The following is a 23,296-nucleotide window of genomic DNA, read 5'->3' on the forward strand; positions in this document are numbered from 1 at the left end:
CAGGCCCGTGCGTGATTCCGGCACGGGCCTGACGGAGGCGTTATTTCGGGCCGAGGATTTTCTCCAGTTTTTCCGGCGATGGTGCGCCTTGCTGTTGTTGCAGGTTGCCGTGTTCGTCGAGGTAGAAAATCGCCGGGGTGGCGGCGACGTCCAGTTCGGACATCAACTGCATATTGGCGTCGAGCTTGGCCTGCACGTCAGCCGGGATGCTGCCCAGTGCCTTGAGGGTGCTGGCCTTGCCGGCCTTTTCGTGGTCGTGCAGGGCTTGTTGCGGGTTTTTCGCCGCCAGCAGTGCGGCCGACTTGCCGGGGCTGTCTTCACGGATGATGCCAACCATGATGTGGCGTAACTGCACCTTGCCTGCGTCCACCCACGGGCGGGCCTGTTCCCAGAACATGTTGCAGTAGGGGCAGTTGGGGTCACTGAACAAGTACACGATGCGCGGGGCATCTTTTTTGCCGTCGGCAATCCAGTGGGTCTTTTCCATGTTGGCCCAGACTTGCTTGGCCATCGGTTCGTAGACCATCTTTTGCAGCGGCGCCAGGCTCAGGTCATTGCCGTTGGCGTCATACAAATTGCCCACCAACACGTTGCCGTCCTTCGTCAGGTACAGCGCCATGCCGCGGTTTTCATACTGCGCGGCATACCCGCGCAGGCCGCTCGGGGCATCAAAGCTGCCGATGATTTTCGCGCCCTTGGCTTCGATCTTCTTGATCGCCGGTGGCAGTTCTTCGGCGTGCAACAACGGGGATTGCAGCAGGGCTGCGCCCAGCAGGGTGCTCATGCTCAGGTTTAACAGTGTGCGGTTACGCATTGGGTATTCCTTGCAGGGTCGCCCTGGCGGGCTGACGGTGAAATGTTCGGGTCAAAACGTTCGAGGGCTCGTGCCAGGCTGGCTTCGGACAACTCACCCAGATGGCTGGCCAGCAGACGGCCGTCCGCGTTGTAGAACAGGGTGGTGGGCAGGGCCATGGAGCCGACTTTCTGCCCCAACTTGCCGCCGCTGTCGAACAGCACGTTGCTGAGGTTCAAGCCTTGGGTTTCAAGGAAGGTGCTGACACTCTGCATGCTCTCGCCCTGATTGACGAACAGAAAGGTCACGTTCTCGTGCTGATGCTGGGCGTTCTGCAAAACGGGCATTTCGCGTCGGCAAGGCGGGCACCAGGTGGCCCACAGATTGATCACCAGCGGGCCGCCTTTGTAGCTGCCCAGTTGTACCGATTCGCCATTGGCATTGCGCAGCACCATGTCGGGCAACTGCGTGCCTTTTTCGTACAGGTTGGAAGACAAGCTCGCCAGCAGCCAGAACGCCAGGCCGCTGCACAGCCCCCAGCCCAGCGGGCGTCGCAGTCCGGCGCGGCGCCAGCCCCAGATCACGGCGCCCACCACCACAGCCAAGAGCCCCGCCCACACTACAAAGCCGCCGTCGCGCAGGTCGAGCATTTGCAACGGGTCTTGATGGAAGTAACGCCAGTAAGCGATGACAAAACCGATACGCGCCGCCAGTAGACCCAACAGGAACAGGCTGAACAGGACTGACTCCGGGTTTTCGCCACCGCGTTTGGCCACCCGCCACCCCACCAGCGTCGCCAGAGCGAGGGCCAGGATCAGCAGCAGGTGGTTGATTGCCAGCGCAAACGAACCGATGGTCAGGGTCAGCATTTAGAGGAGTTCCCGGGTGGCTTGCCAGTTATTCAAAAAGGTTTCGGCATTCACTTCGCCAGTGATGCGCTGTGCGCGACGCTCAATCCCGTTCGGTCCGATCCAGATAAACGTGGGTGGACCGGGTACTTGATAGCGGCTGAGCAGGTCGCGGCTGGCGACAGTATCGTCGGTCACGTCCAGGCGCAACAAACGTACACCGTTGAGGGCTTGCATGACCTGCGGTTGGCCGAAGACTTTTTTCTCCATCACTTTGCAGGACACGCACCAGTCAGCGTAGTAGTCAAGCATCACCCATTGACCTTGCGCCTTGGCGGCTGCCAGTTCGCGCTCAAGATCGGCCGGGTTGTTAACCGTTATGAACGCGTCGTGGGCCGTTTGCGAAGGGCTGCCGGCCACGGTTTTCGCGGTGTACACCTGCAAGGGTTGCCATGGGTCGGTGCTGCCGCCCGCGGCGCCGATCAGCATCAGGCTGCCCCACAGACCGGCCAGCAGGCCCAGGGGGGCAAACAGCGCTTTGACGCGCAGAAACTGTTGCGCCTGTTGCCACAGGCTGCCGGCCACAATCAGCAACAGCACGCCCCACAAGGCCAGCCACAGCGATTCATCCAGCACCGGACGCACCAGCAGCAGCGCGGTCCCCAGGAACAGGAAGCCAAACAGCCCCTTCATCAGGTTCATCCAGGCCCCCGGCTTGGGCAGGAAACGACTGCCGACCGTGACCAGCAGCAACAGCGGCATGCCAATACCGACGCCCAGGGTGAACAGCACCAGGCCACCTTGCACGGCATTGCCGCTTTGCGCGATGTAGAGCAGCGCGCCCGCCAGCGGAGCGGTCATGCACGGCCCGACCAGCAAGCCGGAAAGGGCGCCCAGGACCCCGGCCCCGATCAGGCTGCCGCCTTTGCGTCCGCGTCCGGCGCTTTCCAGCCGGTCACGCAAGGCGCCAGGCAATTGCAGTTCGAAAAAGCCGAACATCGGTAAAGCGAGCAGGACAAACAGCGCGGCAAAACTGCCCAGTAGCCAGGGTTGTTGCAACAGCGCCTGCAAATTGGCCCCCAAGAGCGCGGCCAGTACGCCGAGGCTGGCATACACCAGCGCCATGCTGATCACATAACTGCCGGCAACCGCAAAGCCGCGGCCGGGGCTGGCGCCGCTGCCGACCACCAGACCGGCGAGAATCGGCAGCATGGGCAAGGAACACGGGGTGAACGCCAGCAGCAGGCCGAGCCCGAAAAACAGCAATAAGCTCCAGCCCAAAGAACGCTGCTGCAAGCTGGACGCCAGTGATTGGTCTTGAGCTTGCCCCTGCTCGGCAGCGGGCTGTGTGCCGCCCAGGTCCACGGTCTGGCTTTGTGGCGGGTAGCACAGACCGGCATCGGCACAGCCTTGCCAACTGACTTTGACCTGACCGCTGGCCCCTGCCGGGATCAGCAGTTCAAGGCTGTCGCGGTACACCTGGGTGGCGCCGAAAAACTCGTCGCTGTGTTCCTGCCCTTCAGGAAGCACGGGCGTCTGCGCGGCGTCCAGCCCGTCGAATTTGAAGCGTTTTTTGTACAAGTAGTACTGATCGGTGATTTGCCAGTGCAGTCGGGTTTCGCCTGAAGGCAACGGCTCGGAAGTGAACACGAAGGCTTTGTTGGCCGGTAGGAAATCGGCTTTTTGTTCAAACGGGTTGTCACTGGCGTGCGCCTGACTCAAGCCCGTCAGCAGCAGGAAAAAAAACACGATCAAACGAGACATGCGCCAAACCCTGGATATTCGAATTGAGGCTACCTTGGCGACACTTGATTAACCGAGTGTTAAAAACGGCATAATCGGCCCTTAATCCCAGCGCCCTTAAATCGGCCTCTTTACGCGGGTACCTGCATGCACGTATTGGTTTGCGAAGACGATGAACTGATTGCCAGCGGAATTGTGGCCGGGCTGACGGCCCAGGGCATGACGGTGGAGCACGTCAACACCGCTGGTAAAGCGCGCGCGATGCTCAAGGCCGCCACGTTCGATGCCATGGTGCTGGACCTCGGGTTACCGGATGAAGACGGGCTCAAGCTGTTGCAGCAACTGCGCCAGCAGGGCTTTGATCTGCCGGTACTGGTTTTGACTGCGCGGGATGCAGTGACCGACCGCGTGGACGGCCTGCAAGCGGGCGCCGATGACTACCTGCTCAAGCCGTTTGACCTGCGCGAGCTGGCAGCGCGCCTGCACACGCTGTTGCGCCGAGTGGCCGGACGTAGCGTCAACCTCATCGAGCACGGGCGCCTGACTTACGACCCCAGCAGCCGCGCCACATTGTTGGGGGGCAAGCCCGTGGACCTGTCCCGTCGCGAGCAGGCCTTGTTGCAGGCCCTGCTGCATAATCGGGGCCGGGTGCTGTCGACCGAGCAGCTCAAAGACAGCATTTACGGTTTCAGTGACGAACTGGAGAGCAACGCCTTGAACGTTCATATCCACCACCTGCGCCGCAAATTGGGCAATGGCATCGTTGAAACCGTGCGCGGCCTGGGCTATCGCCTGGGCCCGGCGGATGGCAACGAGCCCGAGGCATGATGAGCCTGCGTCTGCGGTTGAGCCTGACCATCGGTTCGGCGTTCATTGTGATCTGGATGCTGGCGGCGGCCTGGATGCTCAGTGACTTGCGCCAGCAGATGATGTTTTCCCTCGACCAGCGGCTGGTGGCCTCTGCGCGGATGGTCGCCGGGCTGTTGGAGCAATTGCCGCAATTGCCGGTAAAAGGCGAGGGCACCCATTTCAGCGCGGAACAACTGACCATCCCCGGTGGGATGGCCTGCCAGGTCAGTTCGCTGCGGGGCGAAATTCTGGCACGCAGCCATAACAACCCGGATCAGCCCATGCAGTCTGAATCCACCGGCTTTCGCGATCAGATCATTGACGGTGCCGCCTGGCGCACCTTCACCCTGGACCGTGGCGACCTGCGCATCACCACGGCCGACCGTCAGGTGGAGCGGGAAGCGTTGAACCTGTCGGTGTTGCTGGCGGCTTCGGTGCCGGTGGGCATGGCGCTGGTGGGCTGTTTATTGTTGCTGTGGCTGGGCATCGGGCAGGGTTTGGCGCCGCTCAAACGCATGCGCGATGCCCTGATGCGCCGCGATGCCGATTCGTTGCAGCCTTTACAGATCAGCCCGTTGCCCAGCGAATTGCAACCGTTGCTCGATTCACAGAACCAGTTACTGGCCCGTATCGCCAAGGCCATTGAGCGCGAGCGGCGCTTGACCGGCGATGCTGCCCACGAGCTGCGCAGCCCGCTGACGGCCATCAAGACTCACCTGCAAGTGGCGCGCATGACCGAGGGCGCGGCCCGCGAGCAATCGCTGGCCCACGCTGAAGCCGGGGCCGACCGCTTGCACCGCACGCTTGAGCAATTGTTGCTGCTGGCCCGGGTCGAAGGCAGTTTGTCGTTTGACGACGGTGTGCAGTGCTCGCCCGAGCAGGTGGCGCGCCTGGCCATTCATGATGCCGTCAGCGGGGCGGCCGATCGCATTGTGCTGAATGTGCCGGCGAATCTGCCCGACACCCCGCTGAAAGTCCCGTCCGTACTGGCCATTGCGGCCTTGCGCAACTTGCTGGAAAACGCCTTGCGCCATACACCGGCCGATACCCGCGTCGAATTGACACTTCGCGTCGTGGCCGCCGATGTGTATTTTGTCGTCCGCGATCACGGCCCCGGCATCGCGCCTGACACCTTGCAGCACATGACCCAGCGTTTTTGGCGCAACGACAACAGCAACGGCTGCGGGTTGGGGCTGGCCATTGTGCAGGCCATTGTCGAGCGCTGCGCCGGTGGGTTGAGCTTTGACAGTCAGCCCGACGGGTTGCGGGTTGAGCTGCGCATGCCCTTGCAAGCTGAGAGCGGCCAATAAGGCCGCTTTTTCATGATCCTTCCTGTCTGTAGGACAGTCCGGCAAGCACTGATGCAGCTCAGTGTTTTGCGTGCGCGTCGCCTTTAAAGTACCCCTCGATTTATAAGGGGGTTAAGTCAACTCCACCGATAAGAAAAATCCACTTGCAAGGTAAAAGAACATTGAAGGATTCAGCGTTTGATCAGCCGCCTGTCGGTGAACCTCACGAACTCCAGCGCAGTTTGTCCAACCGTCACATTCAACTGATTGCCATTGGCGGCGCCATCGGCACCGGCCTGTTCATGGGCTCGGGCAAGACCATCAGCCTGGCGGGCCCCTCGATCATTTTTGTGTACATGATCATTGGCTTCATGCTGTTTTTTGTCATGCGCGCCATGGGTGAGTTGCTGTTATCCAACCTTAAGTACAAGTCGTTCATTGATTTCTCGGCCGACTTGCTGGGGCCGATGGCCGGTTACTTCATGGGCTGGACCTACTGGTTTTGCTGGATTGTCACCGGGATTGCGGATGTGATCGCGATTTCCGGGTACACGCAGTTCTGGTTTCCGGACGTCCCCTTATGGATGCCGGCGGTCGGGTGCGTGGCGCTGTTGCTGTCGCTGAACCTGATCACCGTGAAGATGTTCGGTGAGCTGGAGTTCTGGTTTGCCATGATCAAGATCGTCGCCATTTGTGCGTTGGTTTGCACCGGGTTGTACATGGTGGTCACGGCCTATCAGTCCCCCGCGGGCCACGCTGCAACGCTGAGCAACCTGTGGAATGACGGCGGGATGTTCCCCCATGGGCTGATGGGCTTTTTTGCCGGGTTCCAGATCGCTGTATTTGCGTTTGTCGGGATCGAGTTGGCTGGCACCACCGCCGCTGAGACCAAAGACCCGGAGCGTAATTTGCCCCGCGCGATCAACTCGATTCCGCTGCGCATCATCATGTTCTACGTGTTCGCGCTGATTGCGATTCTGGCCGTCACGCCGTGGCGCGACGTGGTCGCGGACAAAAGTCCTTTTGTTGAGTTGTTCATGCTGGCGGGGCTTCCGGCGGCGGCAGGCATCATCAACTTCGTGGTGCTGACCTCGGCCGCTTCATCGGCCAACAGCGGCGTTTTCTCTACCAGCCGCATGCTCTACGGCCTGGCCCTGGAAGGGGATGCGCCGCAGACATTCAAGCACCTGTCGCAGCGCGCCGTGCCTTCCAACGGGCTGATCTTTTCGTGCATTTGCCTGCTGGCCGGAGCGCTGGTGATTTACCTGATCCCCAACCTGATGCACGCCTTCACCCTGATCACCACGGTGTCTGCGACCCTGTTCATGTTTGTCTGGTCGATGATTCTGTTGTCCTACCTGGCCTACCGCAAGCAGCGCGCGCACTTGCATCAGGCATCGCGTTACAAGATGCCGGGCGGCAAAGTGATGGTCTGGGTGTGTCTGGCGTTCTTTGCCTTCATTCTGGTGTTGCTGGCGCTGGAGGACGACACGCGGCAGGCGTTGTACGTGGTACCGGGCTGGTTCCTGCTGTTGGGGCTGGCCTACCGGTCCATTGTGCGCAACAAGCTGCAGGCGGCTAAAGGACTGCAATAAAGCGTGTATTGACGTGGTGTATCACAAGGGGATGGCCTGCAAGGTGCCATCCCCTTTGTCGTTCTGGCGATCCGTGGCGCGTGGATTGTGTGATTCGCCTCTAAATCCGGGCACCGCCAATGCGTTTCCAAAGCAGGAAAACCTGCAGCGCTCTTTCGCGCATCGAAAGTCCTCGCAGGTCTGCGGTTTTGGTCAATCTCATCAGCGCATTGAGGGTCCCAGAAATGTCAGTCGCTACCAGTCTTGTCGACGATCAGCCGGGTCGGGTCTGTACGACCGAAACGCTGTATGAATTTGAAGAATCTCCCTTGTTGGCCCGTCAGAGCCGCCAAGAATCCAACGCGCGCAGTTATCCGCGGCGCATTCCGCTGGCGTTGAAGCGCGCCAAGGGGCTGTACGTCGAGGACGTTGAAGGCCGGCGCTTTATCGACTGCCTGGCAGGCGCGGGCACCTTGGCGCTCGGGCATAACCACCCGGTTGTGATTGAGGCGATCCGCAAGGTGCTGGACGACGGTCTGCCTTTGCATACGCTGGACCTGACCACGCCGGTCAAGGATCAGTTTGTACAGGACCTGTTTGGCCTGTTGCCAGACGCCTTGGCCCAAGAAGCGAAAATCCAGTTTTGTGGCCCCACCGGCACCGACGCGGTAGAAGCGGCGTTGAAGCTGGTACGCACGGCAACCGGGCGCAACACGGTGATTTCGTTCCAGGGCGGTTATCACGGGATGAGCCAAGGGGCGTTGAGCCTGATGGGCAGCCTTGGCCCGAAAAAACCCATGGCCGCCTTGCTGGGCAATGGGGTGCAATTTATGCCGTACCCGTACGATTACCGTTGCCCGTTTGGCCTCGGCGGGGAGCAAGGGGTGAAGGCCAACTTGCATTACCTGCACACGCTGTTCAGTGATCCAGAGGCCGGCGTGCAATTGCCTGCCGCCGTGATCGTTGAAGTGGTACAGGGCGAGGGGGGTGTGATCCCGGCGGACCTGGACTGGCTGCGGGGGCTGCGGCGCCTCACGGAGCAGGCCGGGGTGGCGTTGATCGTGGATGAAATCCAGAGCGGTTTTGCCCGCACCGGCAAGATGTTCGCCTTTGAACACGCGGGGATCGTGCCTGATGTGGTGGTGCTGTCCAAAGCCATTGGTGGCAGTTTGCCGTTGGCGGTGGTGGTCTATCGCGAGTGGCTCGACACGTGGCTGCCCGGTGCCCATGCCGGTACTTTCCGCGGTAATCAGATGGCCATGGCCGCGGGCAGTGCCGTGATGCGCTACCTCAAGGAGCACAATGTTGCGGCGCACGCGGCAGCCATGGGTGAGCGCTTGAGTGAGCACTTGCACATCCTGCAGCGCGACTTCCCGCAATTGGGTGATATCCGGGGGCGCGGGCTGATGCTGGGCGTTGAATTGGTTGACCCGTCTGGCCTGCCTGACGCGCTGGGCCACCCCCCAGCCTTTGGCCGACTGGCGCCGCTGGTACAGCGCGAATGCCTCAAGCGCGGATTGATTCTGGAACTGGGGGGGCGGCACGGCAGTGTGGTGCGGTTCCTGCCACCGCTGATCATCACCGGCGCCGAGATCGATCACGTGGCGGCCATGTTCGGCAATGCCTTGGCGGCGGCCATCGGCCGGCTCTAATTCCTGGCGTTGATCGCTCGTTTGTTCTATGACCCCGGCTGCGCGTGTTGGCGCAGCGGCTTAATGCGATGGAGACCCGCACATGAGTTCAGTATTTGACCGCGACGATATTCTTTTTCAGGTGGTGGTGAACCACGAAGACCAGTACTCGATCTGGCCTGATTACAAAGCCATTCCGAACGGCTGGCGTGCGGTGGGCAAGAGCGGCCTGAAGCCCGAATGCCTGGCCTACATCGAGGAGGTGTGGACGGACATGCGCCCGCTGAGCCTGCGCCAGAAGATGGATGCCGTGGCAACGCACTGAATCGCGCACTCACAAAAAAGCCAACTGACATGAACGTGTCAGTTGGCTTTTTTAATGCTCAAACGCCAGGGCGTCCGCTTGACTCAGTATTCCCAGAAAATCCGCTGCAGCTCTTTGCTGTCCTGGGTTTTGGTCAGGGCGACCATGGCCAGAATGCGGGCTTTTTGTGGGTTCAGGTCGTGTGCAACCACCCAGTCGTTTTTGTCGTCAGGTTGTTCTGCGTTACGCAGTACGAAACCACCGGCATTCACGTGGGAAGAACGGATGATCTGTACGCCGTCTTTACGCAAGGCCTGCAGGGTCGGCACCACGCGGGATGAAACCGAGCCGTTGCCGGTGCCTACGTGAATGATGGCTTTGGCGCCGGATTGAGCCAGTGCTTTATAGGCCGTGTCATCAACGTTGCCGTACGAGTAGGCGATGCCTACGTTTGGCAGGCTCTTGATGTTTTTGATGTCGAACTCAGAGTCCATGGTGTGACGCTTGGCAGGCAAACGGAACCAGTAGGACTTGCCTTCAACGACCATGCCCAGTGGGCCCCACGGGCTTTTGAACGCTTCGGTCTTGATGTTCATCATTTTGCTGACATCGCGGCCCGACTGGATTTCGTCGTTCATGGTGACCAGAACGCCTTTACCGCGTGCCTCCTTGCTGCCTGCAACGGCGACGGCGTTGTACAGGTTCAGCATGCCGTCAGCCGACATGGCTGTGCCCGGACGCATCGAGCCGACGACCACGATTGGCTTGTCGGTTTTTTCAACCAGATCCAGGAAGTACGCGGTCTCTTCCAGCGTGTCGGTGCCGTGGGTGATCACGATACCGTCGACGTCTTTGCTGTCGGCCAGCTCGGCAACGCGGCGGCCCAATTGCAGTAGGTTGTCGTTGGTGATGCTTTCAGAGGCGATCTGCATCACTTGTTCGCCACGCACATTGGCCAATTGGCTCAACTCGGGTACACCGGCGATCAGTTGATCGATACCCACTTTGGCGGCGGTGTAGGTTGCGCTGTTGGCAGCGCTGGCACCTGCACCGGCGATGGTGCCGCCGGTTGCCAGAATGATGACGTTCGGTTTGGCAGGGGCTTCTTGTGCCTGAACGCTTGGCATAACCAGCAGAAGGGCCAATGCGCCCGGAACAATCGATTTCAAGACAGCTTTTTTCATTATGTTCTCTCTTAATGATGAGAGTGCTGATGCACATACACCTAGCACGGCACGTACCATCCACTGGCCACGGGCTGGCCATATAAAGGCATGTTTTGTGCCATTTTTTCCAAGTGTTTATAAATTACGTAACTGTTTGATTATTAAGGATAAAAAATAATTTTAGGGTGTTTAATCAAATTGACTGAAGACGGTTATCCGAATTTCGCTGTAACTTTCCGTACGGAAAGGCGTCCGTTCGTCGGTTTAATGGCGCCATTTTTTGTCGTTGACAAATATAAGTCGGGTTTCCATAGTGAGGTTCAAGCAAACGTTTGCGCGCAGGTGTCCCGTTCTTTGTGAGTGCCTTTCGGCGCTTCAAACCGGGCGCTTTTGCAATGGCTGCCAGCCCGCGCAAACAGGATGTCGCTCACAATAATCATAAGATCGGAGTACTCCCATGAAGCTGCCCTTTGCTGGACGCTTGCTCGCCGTCGCCCTGTTCACAGCGGCCTCGTTTTCCCTTCCTCTTGCCCATGCCGACGTCTCCACACCCAAAGTCGGTCTGGTGATGAAGTCATTGGCCAATGAGTTTTTTGTCACCATGACCAAGGGGGCCGAGGACTATCAAAAACAGCACCCGGCTGATTTCGAGTTGATTTCCAACGGCATCAAGAACGAAACCGATACTCAGGGGCAGATAGACATCATCAACCAGATGATCATTGCCAAAGTCGATGGTCTGGTGATCGCGCCGGCTGACTCCAAGGCGTTGATCCGCGCTATTCAAAAGGCTCGGGATGCCGGGATTGTCGTGGTGAACATCGATAACCAGCTCGACCCGAAAGTACTGAAAAAAAAGCAGCTGGATGTCCCGTTTGTAGGGCCTGATAACCGGGCTGGCGCGCGTAAAGTGGGTGAGTACCTGGCGCGCAAGCTGAACGCCGGCGACGAGGTGGCCATCATTGAAGGTGTGTCGACCACCACCAACGCGCAGCAACGCACGGCGGGCTTCAAAGACGCCATGAAAGCGGCGCACATCAAGGTGGTGTCCGTGCAGTCCGGTAATTGGGAAATTGAAGGCGGCAACAAGCAGGCCGCTGCGATTCTCAGCGAGTACCCCAATGTGAAGGCTCTGTTGGCGGGCAACGACAGCATGGCGATTGGCGCAGTATCGGCCATCCGTGCCGCCGGTAAGGCCGGTAAGGTGCAGGTGGTCGGCTACGACAACATCGATGCCATCAAGCCGATGCTGAAGAACGGCCGCGTGCTGGCTACCGCAGACCAGGCCGCCGCCCAGCAGGCCGTCTTCGGTATTCAGACCGCGCTCAAACTGATCAAGAACGAGCCGGTCGACGCACTGAAAGACGGGGTTATCGCGACGCCGGTTGAGCTGATCACCACCCCCTGATCCGTCCATACCCTTGGCACCTGCGTGTTTGACCGGGTGCCTGGAGACATTTGATGCCAACTTCAGAGGCTGACGTGGTGCTTTCAGTGTGCGGCGTAGGTAAAACCTATGCGCAACCCGTCTTGAGCGCGATTGACCTGACCCTTTATCGCGGCGAGGTGTTGGCGCTGACGGGTGAAAACGGGGCCGGCAAAAGCACTTTGTCGAAAATCATCGGCGGGCTGGAAGCCGCTTCCACCGGTCAGATGCACTACAACGGTCTGCCTTATGCGCCCGGTAGCCGCGCAGAGGCCGAGCGGTTGGGGGTGCGCATGGTGATGCAAGAACTCAATCTGTTACCGACGCTGACCGTGGCGGAAAATCTGTTTCTCGACCATCTGCCCGCCCGCGTCGGGTGGATCAATCGCAAGCGCTTGCGTCAGGCAGCGATCGACGCCATGGCGCAAGTCGGCCTTGACGCCATTGACCCCGACACGCTGGTGGGCGAGTTGGGGGTAGGCCACCAGCAGATGGTGGAAATCGCCCGCAACCTGATTGGCGACTGCCAGGTGCTGATTCTCGACGAGCCGACGGCCATGCTCACGGCCCGCGAAGTCGAGTTGCTGTTTATCCAGATCACCCGGTTACAGGCGCGGGGCGTCGCGATTGTTTACATCTCTCACCGACTCGAAGAGCTGGCGCGGGTAGCCCGGCGCATTGCGGTCCTGCGGGACGGGCATCTGGTGTGTGTCGAACCCATTGCCAATCATGACAGCCAGCAATGGGTCAACCTGATGGTCGGGCGCGAGGTGGGCGATCACTTGCCGATGGGCGAGCGTCCTCTGGGCGAGCCTGTGCTGAGGGTTTCAGGGCTAGGCCGCGGCACTAAAGTGATGGATGTTTCGTTTGAGGTGCGCCGGGGTGAAATTTTCGGGATATCCGGCCTGATCGGGGCAGGGCGCACAGAATTGTTGCGTCTGATTTATGGTGCAGACCTCGCTGACAGTGGCACGGTCGCCGTGGGCACCCCCCTGAAGGCCGTGTCGATTCGCAGCCCGATGGACGCTGTCAGGCACGGTATCGCCTTGATTACCGAGGACCGCAAGGGCGAAGGTTTGCTGATGAGCCAATCCATCAGCAGCAATATCGGCCTGGGCAATATGGAACAGTTGTCGCGGGCAGGTTTCATCAAGGGTGAGCAAGAGCGGGCGCTGGCCCGGCGCCAGATTGACGCAATGGGCATTCGCTGTTCCGGGCCCGAGCAGGTTGTCTCGCAACTGTCGGGTGGCAACCAGCAGAAAGTCGTGATTGGCCGCTGGCTTGAGCGCGACTGCGGCGTACTGCTGTTTGATGAGCCTACTCGCGGCATTGATATCGGGGCCAAATTCGATATCTATCGCCTGCTTGCCGACTTGACCCGAGAGGGCAAGGCATTGGTCGTGGTGTCCAGCGACTTGCGCGAATTGATGCTGATTTGTGACCGCATCGGGGTGATGTCGGCAGGGCGCCTGACCGATACCTTCGAGCGCGACAGCTGGCGGCAGGAACAACTGCTGGCGGCTGCGTTTGCCGGTTATCACACACACGATGCACCACTGGCGTCAGTGGCGCCCAAGGACATTGCATGAACGCCAGTTCCTCGCCGCGCAACGCTGCGCACAATTTCTACGGCATGGGCACCTATGTGGGATTGGCTGGCGCGTTGCTTGCCATGATCGTGCTCTTTTCCAGTTTGAGTGATCACTTTTTTTCCTATGACACGTTGAGCACCTTGGCCAATCAGATTCCAGACCTGATGGTGCTCGCGGTGGGCATGACGTTTGTCTTGATCATCGGCGGCATTGATCTGTCCGTTGGCTCCGTGCTGGCGCTGGCGGCTTCGGTGGTGAGCGTCGCGATCCTTGGATGGGGCTGGAGCGTATTGCCCGCCGCGTTGCTGGGCATGGGCTGTGCGGCTGCGGTGGGTACCTTTACGGGTTCGATCACCGTTGCCTGGCGCATTCCTTCATTCATCGTGTCGCTAGGGGTGCTTGAAATGGCCCGCGGCGCTGCGTACCAAATGACCGGGTCGCGTACCGCTTACATTGGCGATGAGTTCGCGTGGTTGTCCGATCCGATTGCCTTTGGTATCGCACCGTCTTTCATTATTGCGTTGCTGGTGATTCTGGTTGCGCAGGTGATATTGACCCGTACGGTTTTCGGACGCTATCTGATCGGGATCGGCACCAATGAAGAGGCAGTCCGTCTGGCGGGCATCAACCCCAAACCTTACAAGGTGCTGGTATTCAGCCTGATGGGCTTGCTCGCCGGGGTGGCGGCCTTGTTCCAGATATCGCGTCTGGAGGCCGCAGACCCTAATGCCGGTGCGGGTCTGGAGCTGCAAGTGATCGCCGCCGTGGTGATTGGCGGGACGAGTCTGATGGGTGGCCGCGGTTCGGTGATCAGCACGTTTTTCGGGGTGCTGATTATTTCGGTATTGGCCGCCGGGTTAGCGCAGATCGGCGCGACAGATCCGACCAAGCGTATCATCACCGGTGCTGTCATTGTGATGGCAGTGATTTTGGATACTTATCGCAGTCAACGGGCACGGCGACGGAACTAAGCAATGGCAACGATCAAAGATGTTGCGGCAATGGCGGGGATTTCCTACACAACGGTGTCCCATGTCGTGAACAAAACCCGCCCGGTGAGCGAGCCGGTGCGGTTGAAAGTGGAAGAGGCCATTGCGCGCCTGGATTACGTACCGAGCGCGGTGGCGCGCTCTCTCAAAGCCAAGAGCACGGCGACCATCGGTTTGCTGGTGGCTAATAGCCTCAACCCTTATTTCGCTGAGTTGGCACGGGGCATCGAGGATTACTGTGAGCGTAACAACTACTGCGTGATCCTCTGCAATTGCGACGACGATCCGGACAAGCAGCGCAACTACGTGCGGGTGCTGCTGGAAAAGCGGGTGGACGGCCTGGTGGTGGCTTCGGCGGGCGGTGATTTAGGGCTGGCCAGCGGTTTGACGGGGGTGCGCACCCCGATGGTGATTGTTGACCGCAGCCTGGAGGGCATCGACGCCGATCTGGTGCGAATCGATCATGAGCAGGGGGCCTATCTGGCGACCCGGCATTTGCTTGATTTGGGCCATCGTGCGGTTGCTTGCATCGGGGGGCCGGCCATTACCAGCGTGGCGCAGCTGCGGCTGGCGGGTTATCTGCGTGCCCTGAGTGAGGCCGGGATAACGCCGCAAGCGCACTGGATGGTTGAAAGTGATTTCAGTTGTACAGGGGGCTATGAGGCCGCTAACCGGTTATTGGCCGCCGACCCGCCTTCGGCCGTGTTCGCGTGTAACGACATGATGGGCATTGGTGTGTTGCGCGCGGCCGCGGAACGCCAGATTCGAGTGCCCGAGCAACTGTCGGTGATCGGCTTTGATGATGTGCAGATGAGCCGGTATGTGTACCCGGCGTTGACGACAGTCGGGCAGTCAATCCTGCAATTGGGTGAAACAGCCGCTCAGGTTTTGTTACGGCGCATCGCAACACCCGGGCGATCCGTCGAGCAGTTGATCGTCGCTCCCAGTCTCGTGCTGCGAGAATCCACCGGGCCGCACGGGGCTATTGCCCTGCACGGTCTCCAGCAATCCATCGGTTGAGTGTCGAGCATGCAAGCAAATGTGGTCGTGGTGGGCAGTTTGAATATGGATTTGGTGACGCGCACGCAGCGGTTACCGCAGCCAGGTGAGACGCTGTTTGGGGATGCGCTGCAAACGGTGCATGGCGGTAAAGGCGCTAATCAGGCGGTGGCCGCTGCACGGCTGGGCGCGCGCGTTGCGATGCTGGGGCGTGTGGGCAGTGACGCCTATGGCGCGCAACTGCGAGCGGGCCTGCTGGAGGAGCAAATTGAGTGCTCGGGGGTGTGCAGTGTGCCGGGCGGTGTCAGTGGCGTTGCCTTGATTGTTGTGGATGCCCACAGTCAAAACACCATCGTGGTAGTCCCGGGCGCCAATGCCGCCCTGACCCCTGGCGATATTGAGTCCTGTGACGCGATGTTGCAGGGGGCTGAGGTGATCGTCTGCCAACTCGAAGTGCCCTATGACACCGTCGCCCATACGCTGAAGCGGGGTCGGGCGCTCAATAAGACCGTTATCCTCAACCCGGCGCCGGTCAACGGGCCGTTGCCCTCGCAGTGGCTTGAGGCGATTGATTACTTGATCCCCAATGAAAGTGAGGCGCAGGCGCTCAGTGGCGTGGTGGTTGATTCGTTGGCGTCTGCACAGCGCGCTGCTTTCAAGCTGATTGAGGCGGGCGCGCGCAATGTGATTGTGACGCTGGGGGCTAAAGGCGCGCTGTTCGTCAGCGGGCAGAAGGCCTTGCACTTTGCGGCACCGAGCGTGGAAGCGGTCGATGCTACAGCCGCGGGTGACACTTTTGTCGGTGCGTTTTCTGCAGCGCTTGCGCAGGGTAAAAACGAAGATCAAGCAATCCGTTTTGCACAAATTGCGGCAGCCTTGTCTGTTACGCGTCCGGGTGCGCAACCGTCAATTCCGGGCCTGGCTGATGTTTCAGCCTTTGCACCGTCATGAAAAAGACACCACTGCTGAACATCCAGCTCTCACGGCTGATTGCTTCGTTGGGGCATGGCGACGTTGTCGTGATTGCCGATGCAGGTTTGCCGGTGCCCAAGGGGGTGGCGCTGATTGATTTGGCCTTGACCCAGGGGGTGCCGGACCTGGCCACCACCTTGCGCATTGTCTTGAGTGAAATGCAGGTCGAAAGCCATATTCTGGCCAATGAGTTATTCCTGCACCCGTGCGCTGTGCTCACTGTCATTGAGGCTCACACCGAGCTTGGGCTACTGGGGACCAGGCGGCTGCTGGCCCACGATGCATTCAAAACGTTGTGCCTGAGCGCAAAGGCGATTGTGCGCACGGGGGAGTGCCATCCGTACTGCAATATTGCGCTCATCGCGGGCGTTACGTTTTAACGCGATGCGGTTCGCTCATCGAGTGTCTTCGGCAGCGTGACGAGCTTGGTCGCTCGGGTTCAACGGTTAAGTGAGTGAGCGCGCGGCATGGAGACTGATGCGAAAGGAGCGGGAGGGTTGAGTCTCTGAATCCTCAGGTTGTCTTTACAGGCAGGCCATATTTTTCGAAGACCTGATCGGTAAAGGCCTTTGCCGCTTCCGTGCCGAGTTCTTTTACCAGCAGGTCTATGCCGATAATGGCCAACTCTTCGGGGCTGCCCGGGCTGTAAGAACACTGTCCCTGTTGCCATTTCGCCTTGATGTCGGCGTCAATACTGACGTTGCTCATGGTTGGACTCGTTGCGTTAAAACGCTGGATCTTAGCAAAATGCCATTGAGATGCCATCAGTGTGGCAGCAGCCATGCGCGCCAGACAGCCCGTTGGCGTGTCACACTGACCATTTGAGGGAGTGGGCATTACAATGCATATCGATTTGAATAATCCAGAGGGGTTGACGCCGGAGGCTGTCAGGCAGCTATTGGCTTCGGCCAGTGATGATGTGCACACGCAGTTGCGCGTATCCAAAGACGGGCGCGCGTACCTCTCTTCAGGCGTGGTGGGCGGTACAGACATTGACGGGCTGCTGTTCAGGCTGGAAACCTGGGCAGCGGGTTCCGGGTATGTGGGCAACGTTGCAGCCAGTGATGAGGTTTGGGTCATGCAAATCTTCAATGCCTTGAAGGAGAATTGGCCCAATCCACCGTTCGATTACATCGATGTGTATTGATGCAGCACACATTCCGTGACGATTAAGTAAAGGCGATACACTGCTTGTCGTCCAAAATCACGCGCCTGCGGTCACGCGTAATTCTTGCCTGGCGCTGTGCAACCTCTTTGCGCAAAAGCTGTCGCAAAGGTCTCGACTATTTACTGTTAAGGAGGCTCCATGTCCTGGAAGCTAGTGTCATTGGGTTCATTGCTGGCCGTGCTGGCGTTGTCTGGGTGCAGTACGCCGAGTTCTGACCAGGAACCTGCGACCACCCCCACCGCACACACGCGTTGTGACGCTCAAGCCGCAGCCTTTGCGGTCGGGAAAAAAGCGTCGGCGCAGCTCCTTGAGCAAGCCCGCGTCAAAGCCGGTGCGCAGACCGCTCGTATCCTCGGGCCCAACGATGTCATGACGCTTGAGTACCGCTCAGATCGCTTGAACCTCAATGCCGATGGCAATGCCGTCATTACGCGCGTGAACTGCGGGTAAGCAGTTCGCGTTTGTAGCAGGCACAAAAAACCCCGTCACCTGGACGGGGTTTTTTTGTTCGAAGGAGATTTACTCCGGACGAACCTGTGCAGCTTGCATACCCTTTTGGCCTTTCTCAGCCACGAAGGAAACGGTCTGGCCTTCTTTCAGGCTTTTGAAACCGTCGCTTTCGATAGCTTTGAAGTGTACGAACAGGTCGTCACCGCCACCTTGAGGAGTGATGAAGCCGAAGCCTTTTTCATCGTTGAACCATTTTACGGTGCCGGTTTGGCGATTAGACATGGTGTATCTCCAAGAAACTTATATTTTCAGTAGTACTGTGCTGCTCAGGCCAACTGGGCACACTTGGCTATCATAGTCGAAATGTGAGATTTGGGAGCCCCCCTGCGTCACTGTTTGATGCTTTATCAGCGTGTTCGAGCTGCGATGAAGGCCTGAAAGCCCCGTCTTATGGGGCTTTGACAATTAAAATGGCGCTTAAAAAAAGCATTATTTCTTACGTTTTTTTATACGGATGGCCACTTCTCATGCCTTTTGTGCTCGGTCAGGGCATAGGCAACCGCATCTTCGGGGTGTTTATTTCTTGGGTTTGGCGGGGACGGCCGCTGTAGCACGGCAAGACTGAATAGCATCCAGAGCTTGTGTGCGCAGTTCAGCGCTAGGTTGTACCGTTTTGCTCATCAACTGCTTGATCTGTGCTGTTGAAAAATTGGCCGACAATTTATCAGCGCCGCATGCACAATATTCTTCAGCCTTTTTTTTGTCGATGTTTTGGCTGGCAGCAGCGACGCAGTCCTTCATGTAGTCTTTTTTAAGGGCTGCAGGCCAATTGCCCGCGTGAGCGCTCAGTGGCAGAAGCAGTGCCAATGGGGTTGCGAGAGCCAAAAAACGTTTCATGGACATGTGATGTTCCTTACAGAATGTGAGGCTAAATGTGATTCACGCAGTATTTGAGGGGCCAAGTGCAGCTCAAGTTCACCATTTTGCAACGCGGGCAGTATTTTGGCTGCCTCAAGCTGAGCCCGCCATCATGTCGTCATGTGTGTTAGCATGCCGCCCTTGGTTTGTCGTGGTGATGTTCTGCATCCCGCGAAACAGAGCCATACACTTTTGATTTGAACTCCAGTCACTCTGGTTCGGTTAACGGTTGGCCGCAAGGCTCCTGCCACTGTGAGGCAGGCTCACCACCGAATCGCGTACTGGCTCATCCCAACCCACGTGACCTTTGGTAGGGGTCACCACTAGGAGAGGAGGCGCCATGCCAACTATTACTCTTCCCGACGGCAGTCAACGTTCTTTCGATCATGCAGTTTCAGTCGCCGAAGTTGCCGCTTCGATTGGCGCAGGTCTGGCGAAAGCCACTGTAGCCGGTAAAGTCAACGGCAAGCTGGTTGATGCCTCTGACCTGATTGAAAATGACGCCACGCTGCAAATCATCACGCCCAAGGATGAAGAGGGGCTGGAGATCATTCGTCACTCTTGCGCCCACCTCGTTGGCCATGCAGTGAAGCAGTTGTATCCAACGGCCAAAATGGTCATTGGTCCTGTCATTCAGGAAGGCTTCTACTACGACATTTTCTACGATCGTCCTTTCACCCCTGAGGACATGGCTGCTATCGAGCAGCGCATGCAGCAGTTGATCGAGAAAGATTACGACGTCATCAAGAAAGTCACGCCGCGTGCCGAAGTGATCCAGCTGTTTTCCGAGCGCGGCGAAGATTACAAGTTGCGCCTGATTGAAGATATGCCTGACGAGCAGGCCATGGGTCTGTACTTCCATGAAGAATACGTCGACATGTGCCGTGGTCCTCACGTGCCTAACACGCGTTTCTTGAAATCGTTCAAGTTGACAAAATTGTCGGGCGCCTACTGGCGTGGCGATGCTAAGAATGAGCAGTTGCAGCGTATTTACGGCACTGCGTGGGCTGACAAGAAGCAATTGGCTGCCTACATTCAGCGCATCGAAGAAGCCGAGAAGCGCGATCACCGCAAAATCGGTAAGCGTCTGGGGCTTTTCCATACTCAGGAAGAAGCGCCCGGGATGGTGTTTTGGCATCCAAACGGCTGGACCCTTTACCAGGTTCTTGAGCAGTACATGCGCAAGGTGCAGCGTGAGAACGGGTATCTTGAGATCAAGACCCCTCAGGTTGTGGACCGCAGCTTGTGGGAAAAGTCTGGTCACTGGGCCAACTACGCTGAAAACATGTTCACGACTGAGTCGGAGAGCCGCGATTACGCGATCAAGCCAATGAACTGCCCGTGCCACGTGCAGGTCTTTAATCAGGGTTTGAAAAGCTACCGTGAGTTGCCAATGCGGCTGGCCGAATTCGGTGCTTGCCACCGTAACGAGCCGTCGGGTGCTCTGCACGGCATCATGCGGGTTCGTGCATTCACTCAAGACGATGCGCATATCTTTTGTACTGAGGAGCAGATGCAGGCCGAATCGGCGGCATTCATCAAGCTCACCCTCGATGTCTATGCTGACTTCGGTTTCAAGGATATCGAGCTGAAACTGTCTACTCGCCCTGAAAAGCGCGTGGGTTCGGATGAGTTGTGGGATCGCGCCGAAAGCGCATTGGCCTCGGCGCTTGACAGTGCTGGCCTGGCGTATGATCTGCAGCCGGGTGAAGGCGCCTTTTACGGTCCGAAGATTGAGTTTTCTTTGAAAGATTGTCTGGGTCGTGTCTGGCAGTGTGGTACCTTGCAGCTCGATTTCAATCTGCCGATTCGTCTTGGTGCTGAATATGTCTCCGAAGACAACAGCCGCAAGCATCCGGTTATGCTGCACCGCGCGATCCTTGGGTCGTTCGAGCGTTTCGTCGGTATTCTGATTGAACACTACGAAGGTGCGTTCCCTGCGTGGTTGGCGCCAACCCAGGCAGTGATCATGAATATCACTGATAAACAGGCCGATTTTGCTGCTGAAGTTGAAAAAACTCTCAATCAGAGCGGATTTCGTGCCAAGTCAGACTTGAGAAATGAAAAGATCGGCTTTAAAATCCGCGAGCATACTTTGCTCAAGGTTCCTTATCTCTTGGTTATCGGAGATCGGGAAGTCGAGATGCAGACTGTCGCTGTGCGTACACGTGAAGGTGCTGACCTGGGCTCGATGCCCGTCGCGCAATTCGCTGAATTCCTCGCACAAGCGGTTTCCCGGCGTGGTCGCCATGATTCGGAGTAATTATTATTAAGCGTGAAATGAGACAAGATAAACGAGCTGCACCGAAAGCCCCGATCAACGAGAATATCTCGGCACGCGAGGTTCGGTTAATCGGAGCTGAGGGCGAGCAACTTGGCATTGTCCCGATCGAAGAAGCGCTTCTTAAGGCTGAAGAAGCCAAACTGGATTTGGTGGAAATTTCCGCTGATGCAGTACCACCTGTTTGCAAGCTGATGGATTACGGCAAGTCGATCTTCGAAAAGAAGAAGCAGATTGCCGCAGCGAAGAAAAACCAGAAACAAATCCAGGTTAAAGAAATCAAGTTTCGTCCAGGGACGGAGGAAGGGGATTACCAGGTAAAACTGCGCAACCTGGTACGTTTCCTGAGTGATGGGGACAGGGCCAAGGTGTCGTTAAGATTCCGTGGTCGTGAGATGGCCCACCAGGAGCTGGGTATGGAACTGTTGAAGCGGGTTGAAGCTGACCTCGTCGAATACGGGACCGTCGAACAGCATCCTAAGATGGAAGGACGCCAGCTGATCATGGTCATCGCCCCGAAAAAGAAGAAGTAACCACCAGGGCACGGCAGGCCTTGCGGTTATGTTTATCAACTGAATGCGGAGTATCCGAACATGCCAAAGATGAAGACTAAAAGTGGTGCTGCTAAGCGGTTTCTGAAAACTGCTAACGGTATCAAGCACAAACACGCTTTCAAGAGCCACATCCTGACCAAAATGTCGACCAAGCGTAAGCGTCAATTGCGCGGTAGCAGCTTGCTGCATCCGTCTGACGTGGCAAAAGTCGAGCGCATGCTGCGCCTTCGTTAATTTTTGGTTAAGACTAGAGGAAGTAACTCATGGCTCGTGTAAAGCGTGGCGTTGTCGCCCGTAAACGTCACAAAAAAATTCTGAAACTGGCTAAAGGCTACTACGGTGCACGCTCGCGCGTATTCCGTGTTGCCAAGCAAGCGGTAATCAAGGCAGGCCAATACGCCTACCGTGACCGTCGTCAGAAAAAACGTCAGTTCCGCGCTCTGTGGATCGCTCGTATCAACGCTGGTGCACGTATCAACGGCCTGTCTTACAGCCGTTTCATCGCCGGCCTGAAAAAAGCGTCCATCGAGATCGACCGTAAGGTTCTGGCTGATCTGGCAGTGAACGAAAAAGCGGCGTTTGCTGCGATTGTCGAGAAAGCTAAAGCCACTCTGGCTTAAGTACCCCCGACAGTCACTTGGGCTTGCCTATGTAAGCTTGGGTGTTAAACGTCATAAACAGGGGAAGAGCCTTCAAGCTCTTCCCCTGTTTTGTATCTGGAGTCTGTACATGGAAAACCTGGATGCGCTGGTCTCTAAAGCACTAGAGGCTGTTGAGAGCGCTGAAGATATCAATGCCCTGGAGCAAATCCGGGTTCTTTACCTTGGTAAAAAAGGCGAATTGACTCAGGTGATGAAGACCTTGGGGAATTTGCCGGCAGAGGAGCGCCCACAAGTAGGCGCGTTCATCAATGATGCCAAGGAGCGTGTCACAGTGGTTCTCAATGCGCGCAAGGCTCAGTTTGAGGAGGCCGAGCTGGCCGCCAAACTGTCTGCCGAATCCATTGATGTGACCCTGCCTGGTCGCGGCCAGACCTCCGGCGGTCTGCATCCGGTAACCCGGACTCTGGAACGTATTGAGCAGTTCTTCACCCACATTGGCTACGGCATTGCCGAAGGCCCTGAAGTTGAAGACGATTACCACAATTTCGAGGCGCTCAACATTCCGGGTCACCACCCGGCGCGCTCTATGCACGACACCTTTTATTTCAATGCGAACATGCTGCTGCGTACCCATACCTCGCCGGTCCAGGTCCGTACCATGGAGTCAAAACAACCGCCGATCCGCATTGTCTGCCCGGGGCGTGTTTATCGCAGTGACTCGGATATCACCCATTCGCCTATGTTTCATCAGGTTGAAGGCCTGCTGATTGATCGCGATATCAACTTTGCTGATCTCAAAGGCACGATCGAAGAATTCCTTCGGGTGTTCTTTGAAAAAGAATTGGCCGTTCGTTTTCGCCCTTCTTACTTCCCCTTCACCGAACCCTCGGCAGAAGTCGATATGGAGTGCGTGATGTGCAGCGGCAAGGGTTGTCGCGTCTGCAAACAGACGGGCTGGCTCGAGGTGATGGGGTGCGGAATGGTTCATCCTAATGTTCTGCGCATGTCCGGCATCGACCCTGAAGAGTTCTCGGGTTTTGCTTTCGGCATGGGCGTAGAGCGTTTGGCCATGCTGCGTTACGGTGTGAACGACTTGCGTCTGTTCTTCGATAACGACTTGCGGTTCCTCGGACAATTTCGCTAGTCGT

General features: G+C 57.8%; 25 protein-coding genes. 18 read left to right on the plus strand and 7 right to left on the minus strand.

Features of this window, described 5'->3' with window-relative positions:
- Positions 1-40: 40 nt before the first annotated feature.
- Genes dsbG through dsbD form a run of 3 tightly spaced genes read right to left on the minus strand, consistent with a single transcriptional unit; the run spans position 41 to position 3,405 of the window.
- Positions 41-814 carry a thiol:disulfide interchange protein DsbG gene (gene dsbG, locus TU74_RS15585; protein WP_048377022.1) on the minus strand — a complete coding sequence of 258 codons (774 nt, stop codon included), beginning with the start codon at positions 812-814 and terminating at the stop codon, positions 41-43.
- Positions 793-1,662, minus strand: coding sequence for a TlpA disulfide reductase family protein (locus TU74_RS15590; protein WP_048377023.1), 870 nt, complete (start codon positions 1,660-1,662; stop codon positions 793-795). Before TU74_RS15590 ends, dsbG begins: the two co-directional genes overlap by 22 nt.
- Entirely contained in the window at positions 1,663-3,405 is a 1,743-nt protein-coding gene (dsbD, locus tag TU74_RS15595; RefSeq protein WP_048377024.1) for a protein-disulfide reductase DsbD, read from the minus strand.
- A gap of 126 nt (positions 3,406-3,531) precedes the next feature.
- Here dsbD and TU74_RS15600 point away from each other — a divergent pair, with 126 nt between their 5' ends.
- The 5 genes from TU74_RS15600 (at position 3,532) to TU74_RS15620 (ending at position 9,052) form a co-directional block, all read left to right on the plus strand.
- Positions 3,532-4,212, plus strand: a complete 681-nt coding sequence (locus TU74_RS15600; RefSeq protein ID WP_047275179.1) for a response regulator — start codon at positions 3,532-3,534, stop codon at positions 4,210-4,212.
- Positions 4,209-5,543, plus strand: a complete 1,335-nt coding sequence (locus TU74_RS15605; RefSeq protein ID WP_048377025.1) for an ATP-binding protein — start codon at positions 4,209-4,211, stop codon at positions 5,541-5,543. Before TU74_RS15600 ends, TU74_RS15605 begins: the two co-directional genes overlap by 4 nt.
- A gap of 161 nt (positions 5,544-5,704) precedes the next feature.
- A complete protein-coding gene (gene cycA, locus TU74_RS15610) occupies positions 5,705-7,117 on the plus strand; it encodes a D-serine/D-alanine/glycine transporter (protein WP_048377026.1) in 1,413 nt (470 codons plus the stop codon).
- A gap of 224 nt (positions 7,118-7,341) precedes the next feature.
- Entirely contained in the window at positions 7,342-8,748 is a 1,407-nt protein-coding gene (locus TU74_RS15615) for an aspartate aminotransferase family protein (RefSeq protein WP_048377027.1), read from the plus strand.
- 82 nt (positions 8,749-8,830) lie between these two features.
- Complete coding sequence (locus TU74_RS15620) at positions 8,831-9,052, plus strand: MbtH family protein (protein WP_047275172.1); 222 nt, start codon at positions 8,831-8,833, stop codon at positions 9,050-9,052.
- Positions 9,053-9,135: 83 nt separating this feature from the next.
- Here the strand turns inward: TU74_RS15620 and TU74_RS15625 are convergent, their stop codons facing one another.
- Positions 9,136-10,215: an asparaginase gene (locus TU74_RS15625; RefSeq protein ID WP_047275170.1), complete on the minus strand. Its 1,080-nt coding sequence runs from the start codon at positions 10,213-10,215 to the stop codon at positions 9,136-9,138.
- 439 nt (positions 10,216-10,654) lie between these two features.
- Here TU74_RS15625 and TU74_RS15630 point away from each other — a divergent pair, with 439 nt between their 5' ends.
- From TU74_RS15630 to rbsD, 6 genes are read left to right on the plus strand one after another with little or no spacing between them, the layout of a single operon-like run.
- Positions 10,655-11,605 carry a sugar ABC transporter substrate-binding protein gene (locus tag TU74_RS15630; RefSeq protein ID WP_048377028.1) on the plus strand — a complete coding sequence of 317 codons (951 nt, stop codon included), beginning with the start codon at positions 10,655-10,657 and terminating at the stop codon, positions 11,603-11,605.
- A gap of 53 nt (positions 11,606-11,658) precedes the next feature.
- On the plus strand, positions 11,659-13,212 hold the full coding sequence (locus TU74_RS15635) for a sugar ABC transporter ATP-binding protein (RefSeq protein ID WP_048377029.1): 1,554 nt from the start codon (positions 11,659-11,661) through the stop codon (positions 13,210-13,212).
- Positions 13,209-14,186: an ABC transporter permease gene (locus TU74_RS15640; RefSeq protein WP_047275164.1), complete on the plus strand. Its 978-nt coding sequence runs from the start codon at positions 13,209-13,211 to the stop codon at positions 14,184-14,186. Before TU74_RS15635 ends, TU74_RS15640 begins: the two co-directional genes overlap by 4 nt.
- A gap of 3 nt (positions 14,187-14,189) precedes the next feature.
- On the plus strand, positions 14,190-15,224 hold the full coding sequence (locus TU74_RS15645) for a LacI family DNA-binding transcriptional regulator (RefSeq protein ID WP_048377030.1): 1,035 nt from the start codon (positions 14,190-14,192) through the stop codon (positions 15,222-15,224).
- A 9-nt stretch (positions 15,225-15,233) separates the two neighbouring features.
- Positions 15,234-16,154 carry a ribokinase gene (gene rbsK / locus TU74_RS15650; RefSeq protein ID WP_047292918.1) on the plus strand — a complete coding sequence of 307 codons (921 nt, stop codon included), beginning with the start codon at positions 15,234-15,236 and terminating at the stop codon, positions 16,152-16,154.
- The gene (gene rbsD, locus TU74_RS15655) at positions 16,151-16,555 is read left to right on the plus strand and encodes a D-ribose pyranase (RefSeq protein WP_048377031.1); all 405 of its coding nucleotides are present in this window, start codon (positions 16,151-16,153) and stop codon (positions 16,553-16,555) included. Before rbsK ends, rbsD begins: the two co-directional genes overlap by 4 nt.
- A 133-nt stretch (positions 16,556-16,688) precedes the next feature.
- On the opposite strand, the gene TU74_RS15660 is transcribed toward rbsD, so the two are convergent.
- Positions 16,689-16,883 (minus strand): hypothetical protein, encoded by a 195-nt coding sequence (locus tag TU74_RS15660; RefSeq protein WP_047277613.1) that lies wholly within the window; start codon positions 16,881-16,883, stop codon positions 16,689-16,691.
- 133 nt (positions 16,884-17,016) lie between these two features.
- On the opposite strand from TU74_RS15660, the gene TU74_RS15665 reads away from it, so the two are divergent.
- On the plus strand, positions 17,017-17,322 hold the full coding sequence (locus TU74_RS15665; RefSeq protein WP_047275155.1) for a hypothetical protein: 306 nt from the start codon (positions 17,017-17,019) through the stop codon (positions 17,320-17,322).
- Between the two features lie 159 nt (positions 17,323-17,481).
- Positions 17,482-17,793, plus strand: coding sequence for an I78 family peptidase inhibitor (locus TU74_RS15670; RefSeq protein ID WP_048377032.1), 312 nt, complete (start codon positions 17,482-17,484; stop codon positions 17,791-17,793).
- Between the two features lie 69 nt (positions 17,794-17,862).
- Here TU74_RS15670 and TU74_RS15675 read toward each other — a convergent pair whose 3' ends face one another.
- Both TU74_RS15675 and TU74_RS15680 read right to left on the minus strand, forming a co-directional pair.
- The gene (locus TU74_RS15675) at positions 17,863-18,075 is read right to left on the minus strand and encodes a cold-shock protein (protein ID WP_003179963.1); all 213 of its coding nucleotides are present in this window, start codon (positions 18,073-18,075) and stop codon (positions 17,863-17,865) included.
- A gap of 294 nt (positions 18,076-18,369) precedes the next feature.
- Positions 18,370-18,696 carry a hypothetical protein gene (locus TU74_RS15680; RefSeq protein ID WP_047292931.1) on the minus strand — a complete coding sequence of 109 codons (327 nt, stop codon included), beginning with the start codon at positions 18,694-18,696 and terminating at the stop codon, positions 18,370-18,372.
- A 355-nt stretch (positions 18,697-19,051) separates the two neighbouring features.
- Here TU74_RS15680 and thrS point away from each other — a divergent pair, with 355 nt between their 5' ends.
- The 5 genes from thrS (at position 19,052) to pheS (ending at position 23,292) form a co-directional block, all read left to right on the plus strand.
- Positions 19,052-20,974, plus strand: coding sequence for a threonine--tRNA ligase (thrS, locus tag TU74_RS15685; protein ID WP_048377033.1), 1,923 nt, complete (start codon positions 19,052-19,054; stop codon positions 20,972-20,974).
- A complete protein-coding gene (infC, locus tag TU74_RS15690) occupies positions 20,974-21,525 on the plus strand; it encodes a translation initiation factor IF-3 (protein WP_169835808.1) in 552 nt (183 codons plus the stop codon). Before thrS ends, infC begins: the two co-directional genes overlap by 1 nt.
- 60 nt (positions 21,526-21,585) lie before the next feature.
- Positions 21,586-21,780 carry a 50S ribosomal protein L35 gene (gene rpmI, locus TU74_RS15695; RefSeq protein WP_002553160.1) on the plus strand — a complete coding sequence of 65 codons (195 nt, stop codon included), beginning with the start codon at positions 21,586-21,588 and terminating at the stop codon, positions 21,778-21,780.
- A gap of 29 nt (positions 21,781-21,809) precedes the next feature.
- Positions 21,810-22,166: a 50S ribosomal protein L20 gene (gene rplT / locus TU74_RS15700; protein WP_047275143.1), complete on the plus strand. Its 357-nt coding sequence runs from the start codon at positions 21,810-21,812 to the stop codon at positions 22,164-22,166.
- A 109-nt stretch (positions 22,167-22,275) separates the two neighbouring features.
- On the plus strand, positions 22,276-23,292 hold the full coding sequence (pheS, locus tag TU74_RS15705) for a phenylalanine--tRNA ligase subunit alpha (RefSeq protein ID WP_048377034.1): 1,017 nt from the start codon (positions 22,276-22,278) through the stop codon (positions 23,290-23,292).
- Positions 23,293-23,296 lie beyond the last annotated feature (4 nt).

This window comes from Pseudomonas lundensis (genome assembly GCF_001042985.1).
Classification (GTDB): Bacteria; Pseudomonadota; Gammaproteobacteria; order Pseudomonadales; family Pseudomonadaceae; genus Aquipseudomonas; species Aquipseudomonas lundensis.